The organism is Glycomyces amatae (assembly GCF_020991375.1).
GTDB lineage: Bacteria > Actinomycetota > Actinomycetes > Mycobacteriales > Micromonosporaceae > Glycomyces > Glycomyces amatae.
This window is the reverse complement of sequence record NZ_JAJLQZ010000009.1, coordinates 1-12,175: the sequence shown is the minus strand read 5'-3', so window position 1 is coordinate 12,175 and position 12,175 is coordinate 1. Positions and strand designations below refer to the sequence as shown.

Here is a 12,175-nt window from a genome sequence, read left to right as displayed (position 1 = left end):
CTTTCACTGGGTTCACTGGGGACCGACGACGGCGAGTGCGGCGATGCGCCACATCTTGTTGAGGCCGCTGCCGGTGAGCGCCAAGGACGCGACGCGGCCGTCCGCGCCGCCGTCGACCTCGAAGGAGAACCAGGTCATCTTTCGGGACGGCAGGGTGGACGCGCCCGAGCGGCCCAGCTCCGCCCCGTTCTCGGAGACGACGGTGACCGCCGAGTCGGTGAGGGGGTCGCCGGTGAGGATCCAGACGCGGTGCCCGCCCGCGGGGATCGCCACGTCGAGGACGCGTTCGCTGGTGGCGACGACGAGGTCGCGGCGCAGCGGGTCGGTGTTGCGCCGGTCCCGCGCGTCCGGGCGCTCGCCGCTCCAGCCGTAGCCCTGGCCGGCGTCCCATCCGCTCTCGGGGGTGAGCGCCCGGTACCCGGGGATGACGGCCTCGGCGTCGGGCCCGGCGTCGAGGGCGAGCGCGGCGCGCGCCGGGTCGGGCGCGGCCACGACTTCGACGAGCCTGCCGGATTCGAGGACGGTGCCGTTCGCGGTCACGGTGATCGCGAGCCGTTCGATGCTCGGCTCGGGTCCCGCGGTCACCGGGACCGCGATGTCCTGTTCGGAGCCCGCGGCGACGGCGGCGGTCACGGGGGCGGCCTGCCAGCCGTCGGGGACGGCGATGTCGACGGTGACCTCGGCTTCAGTGTCGCCGTCGTTCGCCACGGCGACGGCGACCTCGTACGAGCCGCCGGTCCACCAGATCGGTTCGGCGCCCGCCGCGTGGACCCGCACGGGCGGCATCGGCGCGTCCGGGTCGGGGACGACGAGCGCGGCCAGCTTCCACCAGTCGTCGATGCCGGTGAGCTCGAGGTCCACCGGTCCCCCGGCGTCGCCGCCGTCGAGTTCGACCTCGACCCAGGTGAAGACGCCGGAGTTCAGGTCGGGCGTGGTGGTCTCGGTGCCGCCCGCGGCGACGGTGAAGGGGCGGCAGCGGGCGCCGCGGTCGCCGATGAGGAGCTGGGCGGTGTGCCGTCCTGAGGGGACGGTGACGCGCAGGGTGCAGGCGTCCGGGTGGCCGACCAGGTCGGCCGTGAGCGGTTCGAGGACGTTGCGGTCGCGGCCGTTGGGGGTCGGGCCGGCGACCCAGCCGTAGCCGCGTTCGTCCGAGAAGGTCGTGCCGGGGGCCAGCCGTCGGTAGCCGGGCTGCACCGGAGAGCCGTCGGTGCCCGCGTCCAGGGCGAGGTGGCAGCGCTGCCCGGCGGGGGCGACGAGGAAGCGGACGCCCCGGTTGCCGAGGACCGTGCCCTCCGGCGCCAGTTCGACGTCGACGGGGCCCTCCCAGCCCTGGAGCGGCGGCTGGACCGGGATGAGCGCGGTCGCGGTCTCGCGCGAGGGGATCTCGACGGCGGCCGCGGCGCCCCAGTCGCCTTCGGCGGGCGCGAGCCGGGCCTCCAGTTCCCTGGTCTCACCGCTCGCGTTGGTGACCTCGACGGCGACGCGGTTGCCCCAGCCGCCGGTGAGGACCCGCTCGCCGGGCACGGCGATCTGCGTCCAGGACCGGTGCTCGTCGAGTACCCGGCCGAGGTCGAAGAAGAAGGCGACGATCGCGTCGCGCCAGGTCGTGGCGTGGCCGATCTGCTCGGCGAAGTCCGCGGCGATCTCGGCGTGCCGCTCCTCGTCGACGCGGCCCGCGAGGGCGAGCCAGGCGTCTTCGAACTCGCGCACCCGCTCCACGCCGGCGAAGTGCGTGTCGTAGACGTGCTGGATGACGGTGGACCCCGACTTGAGGCGGTGGTCGTAGGGGACCCAGTGCATGAACAGCAGCAGCTCGTCCGGGACGGTCTCGAGGTTCTCGTAGACCTCGGTCCAGGCCTCGGGGTAGAGGCCGGTGAAGCCGGTGCCGGTGGCGACGGTGCGGTCGAAGCCGGTGCCCTCGCCGGTGCTGTGGTGCGACTGCGTGACCGTGCCGACCGGGTCGGGGTCGAAGTGCGCGCCGCCGGGGTTGCTCAGGTAGCCCATGCCGAGCGGGGCGGTGTAGTCCTCGTAGGTCCGCCAGGAGTCGAGCAGGATCGCGGCGACCGCGTCGACGACCTCCCGGTCGACGCCGAAGGTCATCCGGATCCACTCGGCGGCGAGGTCGGCGGGGTCGGCGCCGGTGGACCAGGCGAGGCGGCCGAAGGCGTAGCTGTTGGCGGCGCCGAGGCGGTAGCCGGTCCAGTTGTCGTCGTCGCCGAAGTTGCTCACGCCCGCGAGGCCCGCGGGGCCGGCGGCGACGACCTCCGCGACGGTGGGACCGGTGCCGGGCCCGCCGGTGGGGAAGTCGAGCACCTCGCGCCACATGGGGGCGAGGAAGACGGCGTGGCCGTCGTGCCCGGTGTACTCCTGGGTGATCTGGAGCTCGACCATCTGGTGGGTGGCCGCGAGCTCGCCGAAGAGCGGGTGGACGGGTTCGCGGACCTGGAAGTCGATGGGGCCGTTCTTGGTCTGCACGATCACGTTGTCGTCGAACTCGCCGTCGAGGGGCGCGAAGACGCGGTACTGGTACTCGGCCCAGTCGCCGAAGTCCTCGTGGACGAAGGAGCGCCACACGATCAGCCGCGGGGCGACCGCGCGGGCGAGCATGTTGGCGCCGTCGGCGTGCGTGCGCCCGTAGTCGAGGGGCCCGGGCTGTCCTTCGGAGTTGGCCTTGACGAGGAAGCCGCCGAGGTCGGGGAGGGCCTCCTCGATCTCGGCGGCCTTGTCGCGCCACCACTGCCGGACGCGCGGGTCCTCGGGGTCGGCGGTGGTGATCGGGTCGTCCGAGTCCTCGGTGAGGAGCATGGGGCTGGCGTAGTTGAGCGACAGCCAGGGGCTGATCCCCCACGAGGCGAGCAGTTCGCACAGCGGGGCGAGCTTCGCGAGCATCGCCGTCTCGATGAAGGCCGCGTCGGCGTTCACGTTGTTGAGGACGGCGGCGTTGATCCCGATCGAGGCGGTGGCGCGGGCGTAGTCGGTCATCCGCTCGGTCAGCTCGGGCAGTGCGTCCCACGCGAAGATCGAGCGCCCGGCGTAGCCGCGCTCGACGGAGCCGTCGAGGTTGTCCCAGTGGTTCAGCATCCGCAGAGGGGCGTCGGGCGCTTCGGTGGCGTCGAGGTCCTCGGGTTCGGTGCCGTTCTGGAGGGAGCGGATCAGGTGGAACACGCCGTAGAGGACCCCGGCGGGTTCGTTGGCGGCCACGGCGATCCGCTTGACGCCGCGGCCGGTGGTCCGCACCCGGATCGCGAAGCCCTCGGTGCCGAGGGCCTCGGCGTCGGCGGCGCCGACGGCGTCGCGCACGTGCGGGGACGAGTCGATCGTGCCGATCACCAGCGTGCCGTGCGCGCCGGACCAGCCGGTGTCCGGTTCGACGCCGGTGAGGCCGGCGAGGGCGCGGCGGACCTCGTGCTCGGCGTTGTCGATGAGGGGGCCGGTGCCGAAGACGGCGACGCGTTTGAAGACGTCGCGGTAGCGGTCGAGGCGGTCGGGGTCGGCGACCCGGAGGTAGCGGAGCCACAGGGGCCCGTCGTCTCCCGCGACTTCCTGTGCTCGTGCGGTTCCCGGTGCGGCCCATGGCGAGGCGGCCGCGGCGAGCGCGACCGCCCCCGCCGTCAGGGTGCCGGTCCGCAGCAGCCCGCGGCGCGAGACGCGCGGCCGACCGGGTCCGTGTGGTGACGTCATTGTCAACTCCCGTTGAGTAAGCGCTTTCTTGAAGGTCGGGGATCGGTCGGCTCGGTGTGCCTTCGCATGCCGGTCGGCGGGCCGGGGTGCGTTCGCGGCGGTTCAGGCGTAGGCGCGGCGCCGGGCGGCGAGCATGGCGACGGCGAGCATCCCCGGCGTGATGACGATGAGCGGCAGGAACATCCACGCCACCACGCCGCCCACGCCGAGTCCGATGAGGACATAGGCGGTGCCGACGGGGTCGACGGTGGTCAGGGCGGCGGCGTCGCGCAGCAGCTCGCGCCAGTCGGCCCCGGGCTCCCACAGGGACGCCGCGCGGACGGCGACCACCGCGATCACCGCGGCGAAGAGGCCGCTGACGACCGCCAGCGGCGTGCCGCCGGGGACCAGGCCCTGGACGCCGAGTGCGACGTTGAGGCCGAGCAAGCCCACCACCAGCGCGACGGCGGCGCCCGCGAGCCAGCCGCCCTTGACCGCGCGCCAGGCGCAGGACAGCAGCTCGTTCAGGCCGTCGCTGCGGTCGGCGAGGTGGCGGTCCAGGTGGCGGGTCCCCGCGGCGATCGCGGGGACGGCCGTCACCAGGGGCAGCGACAGCGCGGTCACGACGAGCCCGACCACGATCATCTCGCCGAAGAGGGCGACGGACCCGCCGCCGAACCGGAGGAGGCGTTCGGCCCCGCGGGACTCGGGCGTCTCCCCGCGTCCGGGACCGGCGGGGCCGCCGTGCGCGCTCATCCCTTCAGCCCCTGGGTCGCGACGCCGCCGACCAGCTGACGCTGGAAGGCGAAGAAGAACAGCAGGACCGGCAGGAGGGCGAGGATGGCCATGGCCATCTGGGCGCCGTAGTCGCTCGTCGACGTCTGGTCCACGTACAGGCGCAGGGCGAGCGGCATCGTGTACATGCCGGGCTCCTTGAGGTACAGCAGCGGCCCGAAGAAGTCGTTCCACGACCAGATGAAGGCGAAGATCGAGCTGGTGACCAGCGCGGGCTTCATGAGCGGGAGGATGATCGAGAAGAAGATCCGCGGGTGCCCGGCGCCGTCGATGACCGCCGCCTCGTCCAGCTCGCGCGGCAGCCCGCGGATGAACTGGATCATCAGGAACACGAAGAACGACTCCGTGGCCAGGAACTTGCCCAGCAGCAGCGGCCAGTAGGTGTTGATCATGCCGAGGTTGTTGAACACGATGTACTGCGGGATGATCACGACGTGGAACGGCAGGAGCATCGTGGCGATCATGCACACGAAGAACAGGTTCCGCCCGCGGAACCTGACCCGCGCGAACGCGTAGGCCGCGAACGAGCACGACAGCAGGATGCCGACCACCGAGCCGACGGCGAGGATCAGCGAGTTCACCACGAAGGTCCAGAACGAGATCCCGCCGATGCCCTCGAGCGCCGTCGCGTAGTTCTGGAACCCGCCGCCGGTGGGGGCGAGGCTCACCGAGCCGATGATCTCGTTGCTGGGCTTGAAGGAGCTCATGAGCATCCACACCGCGGGGTAGAGGATGACGATGAGCACGGCCAGCGAGAAGAGGTGGAACAGAACCGACCCGCCGGCGCGGCGCGCCCTGGCCCGCTTCCGGAGCACGGCGGAGCGGCGCTGCCGTTCGGCCTGCGGCTGTGCGGTCGCAATGCTCATTTGTCGTCTCCCGAGTAGTGCACCCACGACTTCGAGCTGCGGAACAGCAGGAGGCTGACCAGCCCGACCACGATCACCAGGACCCAGGCCATCGCCGAGGCGTAGCCCATCTGGAAGTCCCGGAAGCCGCGGAAGTAGAGGTAGAGCGTGTAGAACAGGGTCGACTGGGCGGGGCCGCCCGAGCCGTTGGAGATGATGAACGCGGAGTTGAAGATCTGGAACGCGTGGATCGTCTCCAGCAGGAGGTTGAAGAACAGCACCGGCGAGAGCAGCGGGACGGTGACGCTCCAGAACCGGCGGACCGGTCCGGCGCCGTCCACTTCGGCCGCCTCGTACATCTCGGTGGGCACCTGCTTGAGGCCCGCCAGGAAGATGACCATGGGCGCCCCGAACTGCCACACGGTGAGCAGGACGAGCATCGGGAGCGTGCGGCCGGGGTCGCCGACCCAGCCGCCGTCGGCGGCGGGAGCGCCGCCGAAGACCTCGCCGACCTGGGCGACGATGCCCTCGTCGATGAACATCGCCTTCCAGACGATCGCGATCGACACGCTGCCGCCGATGAGCGAGGGCAGGTAGTACGCCGAGCGGTAGAACCCCTGGCCGCGGCGGGAGTTGTGCAGGAGCATGGCGATCGCCAGCGCGGCCGCGAGCTTGATGGGGGTCCCGAAGACCACGTACAGGGCGGTGACCTTGGCGGCCTGGAGGAAGTTCGAGTCCGTCAGGAGCCGCTGGTAGTTCTCGAGGCCGGTGAAGACCGGGGGCGTGAACAGGTTGTAGTCGGTGAACGACAGGTACAGTGACGCGATCATCGGTCCGGCGGTGAGTCCGAAGAACCCGATGAGCCACGGGGACAGGAACGCGTACCCGGCGCGAGTCGAGCGGTCCCGGCGCCGCCGCGCCCGGGCGCGGACGGGGTCTCGCGCGATAGTCGTTCCGGCCATATGCCGACCTCCTTTGAGCCGAAGGGGTTGAGGGCGGCCCGGGCGGGGGCCCGGGCCGCCGCGGGTGGTCATCCGAGGAGCAGGTCCATCTCGGAGAACAGCTCCTCCGCGAGCTGCTCGGTGGTGATGTCGCCGTAGAGCAGCTGCTCGTGCAGCTCGCCCCACTTGGCCTCGATGGAGCCGTACCCGGAGGGCAGCAGCGGGTAGGGCTCGGTGATCTCGTCGGCGATCGCGTCGAGGTAGCCGAAGTCGACGGAGTCCGAGGTGGACTGCTCGACGGCCTCGCGGCCCGCCTCGGTGGGGGGCGCGCCGAGGGACGCGCCGAAGATCGCCTTGACCTCGGGCGAGTTGGCGAGGAAGTCGACCAGGACGGCGGAGGCGTCGGGCTGGTCGGTGTTGGCGGCGACGCTCAGCAGCATGCTGGGGTGGTCGGCGAGCACGTGCGTGCCGTCCTCGGTGGGGGCCTGGACCATGCCGATGTTCTCGGTGCCGATGTCGCTCATGGCCTGCGCCACGGTGGTGGAGAAGTTGAACCAGAGCGCGGCCTCGCCGCCGAGGAAGCCGCCGAGCGGATCGAGTGCGACGGTCCGCTCGACGGGGTAGAAGTCGCCCGCGTCGCGCAGGCCCGCGACCGAGTCGAGGTAGTCGACGACGTCGCCCTCTTCGAAGGCGGGCCCGCCGTCCTCGGTGAACACCGGCTCGTCCTGCTGCATCCGGTGGTAGATGAACCCGGGGAAGCTGCCGGTGTAGTCCGAGGCGCCGTAGATCTGGGGGTCGTGGGCGGCGCCGGCCTGGTTGACCTGGAGGACGTACGCCTCGAGCTCGTCGAGGGTCATGTCGTCGGTCGGGTAGGGGACGCCGAGCTCGTCGAGCAGGTCCTTGTTGTACATCATGGACCAGGCGTTGTAGCCCATCGGGACGCCGACGAGCTGGTCGTTGACGGTGCCGGACTCGAGCAGGGTGTCGGCGTACCCCTCGGTGTCGAGCAGGCCGCCGTTCCACGGCTCGAGGTCGAGGAAGAGCCCCTTCTCCGCGTACTCGCCGAGGTAGCCGGCGTCCATCATGAGCACGTCGGGGAGGGCCTGGCCGGCGGCCTCGGTGTTGCGCGCGGTCCAGTAGTCGCCCCACGCGTTGAAGTTCCGCACCACCTCGACGTTGGGGTACTCCTCGTTGAACAGGTCGAGGGCCTGCTCGAACCAGTCGGCGCGCTCCTCGTTCCCCCACCAGGTGAAGGTGATCTCCGCTTCCGTGTCGGGGGCGAAGGTCGTGGCGGCGTCGTGGGGCGCGCCGCCGCTCGAGCAGGCGGCCAGTCCGAGCACCGCCGTGGTGCCCAGTGCTGCCGCGATCTTCATTTTCGGCATGGATTCTCCTCATCGTGCGGAGGTGTGCCGCCCTCCTGGGGGTAGTTCAGCGTTGAACTAAGGCGAATCCAGTTCAACGCTGAACTATTGGCGTGACGCTACCATACGCCCCTCGGAGGGGCAACGGCTCGGTTTCAGTCCGCGTGTCCGAGGATCAGTTTCCGCAGCTGCTCGATCGGCAGTTTCGGCTCGCGGTCCTCGGTGAGCAGGCCGTTCGCCTCCTGGAGGGTGTCGGTCAGCTGCGTCCAGCACCAGCCGGCGAGGCCGTGGCGGCGGCCGCCGTGGCCGATCGACCCGCGCTGGACCGCGCGGAGGATGTCGCCGACGCGGCGCTCGAAGTCCTCGGCGCTGCCCGCCTCGGAGTAGCCCCAGGCGTCCTCGGCCTCGGGGCCCTTCGACCACTTCACGCCGCCGAACTCGGTGAGCATGACCGGCTCGCCGCGGTCGGACGTCCCGGCGAGGCGCACCCGGCGGCCCACCGGCCCGGTGCCGTTGAGGTACGCGCGCAGCTCCTCGACCGGCACGTCGTAGCGGGCGGCGAGCACGCCGCCGTCGGACTCGTAGTCGTGCAGGGTCCACAGGTCGGAGGTGCCGAGCTCCCAGCCGTCGTTGGAGACGACCGGGCGGGTGGGGTCGAGCGCCTTGGTCAGGTGGTAGAGCGCCTCGGCGAAGGCGCGCTGGTCCGCCCGGGTCGCGAGGTGCTGCACGCCCCAGCTCTCGTTCAGCGGCACCCAGGTCACGATCGAGGGGTGGGAGGCGTCGCGCCGCACCGCCTCGGTCCACTCGGCCGCGGTGCGGGCGACCGAGTCGCGCGAGAAGGCGTAGGTCGCCGCCATCTCGCCCCAGACCAGCAGGCCGAGCCGGTCGGCGTGGTACAGGAAGCGCGGGTCCTCGACCTTCTGGTGGACGCGCACGGCGTTGAAGCCGAGCTCGGCGATCAGCTCGGCCTCGCGCCGCAGCGCGTGCTCCGAGGGGGCGGCGAGGTGCGACTCGGGCCAGTAGCCCTGGCTGAGCACCGAGCGGAGCACGACGGGGCGGTCGTTGAGGAGGAACTGGCCGTCGTCCACGCGGACCGAGCGCAGGCCCAGGTAGCTCGCCACGACGTCCTCGGTCCGGCCCTCGGCCTCGACGCCGACCCAGGCGTCGAGGAGGACCGGCGAGCCGGGCCGCCACAGCAGCCGCTCGTACTCCTGGCCGTTGTCCTGCCCCGCGAGCGGCACGGTCACGCTGGCGCGGGTGCCGGTGGCGCGCACCTCGGCCTCGCCGACGACGGCGCCCTCGTGGGCGATGCGGACGCGCACCGCGGCGTCGGCCCGGCGGCTGAGCTCCACTTCGGCGGTGGCGGTGCCGCGGGTCAGGTCGCAGGTCCAGAGCAGGCTCCGGACGTGCAGATCGGGCACCGACTCGAGCCACACTGGCTGCCAGATGCCGGTGGTGCGGTGGTACCAGATGCTGTGCGGCGCTTCGCGCCAGTCCTGCTTGCCGCGGGGCTGGGCGACGTCGCGGGGGTCGTCCTCGGCGCGGACGACCAGGACGTGCGGGCGGTCGGGCTCGCCGTGGAGGTCGTCGGTGAGGTCGAGGGTGAACGGCGTGTGCCCGCCCTCGTGCTCCCCGACGGCCCGGCCGTCGAGCCAGACGCGGGCGCGGTAGTCGACGGCGCCGAAGTGGACCAGCAGGCGCCGGCCGGGCCCGTGGCCGACGGCGGCGAGGTCGGCGGCGGTGAGCTCGCGCCGGTACCAGACGACGGGGTGGAAGCCGGTGGCGCCGACGCCGGAGGCGGAGGACTCCGGGGGGAAGGGGACGGTGATCGTCCGCGGCAGGGCGCGGCCGTCGGACCACCGCTCGGCGAGGCCGCGGTCGCCGTCGTCGTGGGCGAAGCCCCACTGGCCGCTCAGGTCGAGGAACGACTCCCGCAGCAGCTGCGGGCGCGGCCTGGCGACCTCCTGGCGGCTCGCCCGGATGTCGAATGTCGTCGGCTGGGTGCTCATACGCGAAACTCCTTGACGGTGCTTAATTCAACGTTGAATGTATCAGCCCCGGCCGCTATGATCGAGACCGTCGATCCCGCCCCTTCCACGCAGAGAAGAGACCCATGGCGCGCACTCGTGTCACCCTCGCCGACATCGCGGCGCGCGTGGGCGTCAGCCCCAAGACCGTCTCCAACGTCGTGAACAACACCGGCTGGGTGGGCGCGGAGGTCCGCGAGAAGGTCCTCGTGGCGATCGACGAGCTCGGCTACCGGCCGAACCTGGCCGCGCGGCAGCTGCGCCGCGGCTCCAGCGGGGTCCTGGCGCTGGCCCTGCCGACCCTCGCCGAGCCCTACTTCGCGGAGCTCGCCGCCGCCTTCGTCGACGTCGCGCACGACCGGAACCTCACCGTCCTCGTGTCGCAGACCGGCGGGGTGCGCGAGCGGGAGGTGGAGGCGCTCGACGGCGTCCGCCTGCCCGCCATCGACGGGCTGATCATGAGCCCGCTCGGCCTGGAGGCCGAGGACGTGGACGAGCGGCGCCGCGACCTCTCGCTCGTCCTCGTCGGCGAGCACGGCGAGCGCGTCGCCGGGGACCGGGAGCACCACGTCGGGATCGACAACGTCGCCGCCGCGGCGGCGGCCACGGCCGAGCTGATCGCCCAGGGGTGCAGGCGGATCGCCACGATCGGCGTCCAGGACGAGGGGCCGACCGAGACCTCCCGCGACCGCTTCGACGGCTACGCGCTGGCGCTGCGGCGGGCGGGCCTCGCCCTCGACGAGGCCCTGATGGGGCACGTCCAGGAGTTCAACCGCGCGGAGGGGTCGCGCGCCGCGCAGCGCCTGATCGAGTCCGGGGCGGCGTTCGACGGGCTGCTGTGCTTCAACGACTCGCTCGCGCTCGGCGCGATGTACGCGCTCGGGGTGCGGGGGCTGAGCGTCCCGGACCAGGTGCGCGTCATGGGCTTCGACGACATCGCGGACGGCCGGTACTCCATCCCGGCGTTCTCCACGGTCGCGCCGGGCCGGGAGGCGCTGGCGAACCGCGTGCTCGACATCATCGCGAAACCGGACGACACCGCGCCCGGCCACCACGAGGTGCCGTTCTCGCTGGTGCTGCGGTAGCGGAAACCAGTTGTCGCCGGTCGCCGCGGCTGCCAGAATCCGTTGGCATGACACCAGGGTCACCGACGCTGCGCAGCGAGCGGCTCGTGCTGGAGCGGTACGTCCACGCCGACGAGGAGGACTTCGTCGCGCTCTTCATGGACGAGCGGGTCTCGCGCCACATCGGCGACGGGCCCCAGCCCGAGGCGGACGTGAGGGCGCTGTTCTGGCGGGTCTTCTCGAACGTCTACGACAAGGGCGCGTTCGACGTGTGGGCGGTCCGCGAGAACGGCGTCCACATCGGGCACGCCGAGATCAAGCCCACCGAGACCTCCGGCGGGCACGAGCTGGTCTACGCGCTCGCGTTCGACGCCTGGGGCCGCGGACTCGGCACCGAACTCGCGAAGGCGGTCGTCGCCTACGGATTCGACCGCCTCGGACTGGAGGAGGTCCACGCGACCGTCGCGGCCGGGAACACGGGCTCCCTCGCGGTGATGGCGAAGATCGGCTTCGAGCACGTGCGCGACAAGGACAACGAGGACGGCTCGGTCACCCGGGTCCTGACGGTCGCGAAGGCCGGGGCGGACTGGTACCGGGCCGCCGGGGACGCCTGACCGACCTCCCTGGACGTCGCACCTGGACCCGACGCGGTTCAGTTGGGATGGCGGCGGGGTCGTCGGGCCTGGGATGGCGGGTCCGGGGCGGCGGGTCCGGAGGTTGGTCGGAGTGGCGGGTCCGGAGGTTGGCCGGAGTGGCGCGTTGGGTCGCCGTGCGAGTGCGGTGTGGGCGGCGGGGATCGTCTTCGTCGGGCGGGAACGTCGACTTCAGGATGGGTGTGCTCGCGGTCAGAGCAGGCGGCGGTGAAGAGGTTCTATTCGGATCTGGTTGATCTTCGGGGTGCAGGTGGGAGTGGCGCGGCGTTAGAGCGGGCGGCGACGGTGGGGTGCCCTTGGGGGCTGGGTGGAGTGGTGGGCGTCTGGTCGCGGGGGTCGGGGTCAGAACGGGCGGCGACGAAGAGGTGGGTGGGTGCCCGGGGCGGGGTGGCGGGCGTCTGGCCGCGGTAATCGGGGTGCGGGGGGTGCGGTGGGGGTGGTGGTTCGTGTTGGGTCGCAGGGGGCCCTGACGAAAGTTAGGGGTGATCGGGCGGTTTTTCATACCTTCGACCGATGACAGTCCGCAGTCGTCCTGTCACCATTGATGAAGTACGGCATCACCGACAACCAGGCAAGTATTCGAGCACAGCGACACGGCAAGGGAGGCGAGCCCCCGATGAACACCACCACCACTACGCCCGACGCTCCCTCTCTCATCGGCACCGACCGCGCCGCCCAAGCCCGGGAACTGCGCGCCACCCTCGATGCGGCCGCTGATCTGATCAACGCCCAGCACGCCCAAGTGCTCGCCGCCGTCATCGTGATGAAAGAACGGAACCTCCACCGCTCCGCTTTCGGCTACTCGGCGCTGCGGGACCTGCTGCTGTCC

9 protein-coding genes are annotated in these 12,175 nt (G+C 71.8%); 3 read left to right on the top strand and 6 right to left on the bottom strand.

Annotation, left to right across the window (positions count from 1 at the left end):
- Nucleotides 1-12: 12 nt before the first annotated feature.
- From LO763_RS15170 to LO763_RS15145, 6 genes are all read right to left on the bottom strand, one after another.
- A complete protein-coding gene (locus LO763_RS15170) occupies nucleotides 13-3,681 on the bottom strand; it encodes an alpha-glucuronidase family glycosyl hydrolase (RefSeq protein WP_230603535.1) in 3,669 nt (1,222 codons plus the stop codon).
- A gap of 102 nt (nucleotides 3,682-3,783) precedes the next feature.
- Nucleotides 3,784-4,416 (bottom strand): hypothetical protein, encoded by a 633-nt coding sequence (locus LO763_RS15165; protein ID WP_230603534.1) that lies wholly within the window; start codon nucleotides 4,414-4,416, stop codon nucleotides 3,784-3,786.
- Entirely contained in the window at nucleotides 4,413-5,321 is a 909-nt protein-coding gene (locus LO763_RS15160; protein WP_230603532.1) for a carbohydrate ABC transporter permease, read from the bottom strand. The genes LO763_RS15165 and LO763_RS15160 overlap by 4 nt, the downstream gene beginning before the upstream one ends.
- Nucleotides 5,318-6,262 (bottom strand): carbohydrate ABC transporter permease, encoded by a 945-nt coding sequence (locus LO763_RS15155; RefSeq protein WP_230603530.1) that lies wholly within the window; start codon nucleotides 6,260-6,262, stop codon nucleotides 5,318-5,320. The genes LO763_RS15160 and LO763_RS15155 overlap by 4 nt, the downstream gene beginning before the upstream one ends.
- A 68-nt stretch (nucleotides 6,263-6,330) precedes the next feature.
- Nucleotides 6,331-7,623, bottom strand: a complete 1,293-nt coding sequence (locus LO763_RS15150; RefSeq protein ID WP_230603528.1) for an ABC transporter substrate-binding protein — start codon at nucleotides 7,621-7,623, stop codon at nucleotides 6,331-6,333.
- Between the two features lie 134 nt (nucleotides 7,624-7,757).
- Nucleotides 7,758-9,611, bottom strand: a complete 1,854-nt coding sequence (locus tag LO763_RS15145; protein ID WP_230603526.1) for a glycoside hydrolase family 2 TIM barrel-domain containing protein — start codon at nucleotides 9,609-9,611, stop codon at nucleotides 7,758-7,760.
- Between the two features lie 104 nt (nucleotides 9,612-9,715).
- On the opposite strand from LO763_RS15145, the gene LO763_RS15140 reads away from it, so the two are divergent.
- The 3 genes from LO763_RS15140 to LO763_RS15130 form a co-directional block, all read left to right on the top strand.
- Nucleotides 9,716-10,714 carry a LacI family DNA-binding transcriptional regulator gene (locus LO763_RS15140; protein WP_230603524.1) on the top strand — a complete coding sequence of 333 codons (999 nt, stop codon included), beginning with the start codon at nucleotides 9,716-9,718 and terminating at the stop codon, nucleotides 10,712-10,714.
- A 47-nt stretch (nucleotides 10,715-10,761) separates the two neighbouring features.
- Nucleotides 10,762-11,307, top strand: coding sequence for a GNAT family N-acetyltransferase (locus LO763_RS15135; protein WP_230603522.1), 546 nt, complete (start codon nucleotides 10,762-10,764; stop codon nucleotides 11,305-11,307).
- A 655-nt stretch (nucleotides 11,308-11,962) separates the two neighbouring features.
- A partial coding sequence (locus LO763_RS15130; RefSeq protein ID WP_230603520.1) for a hypothetical protein occupies nucleotides 11,963-12,175 on the top strand: 213 nt, incomplete at its 3' end.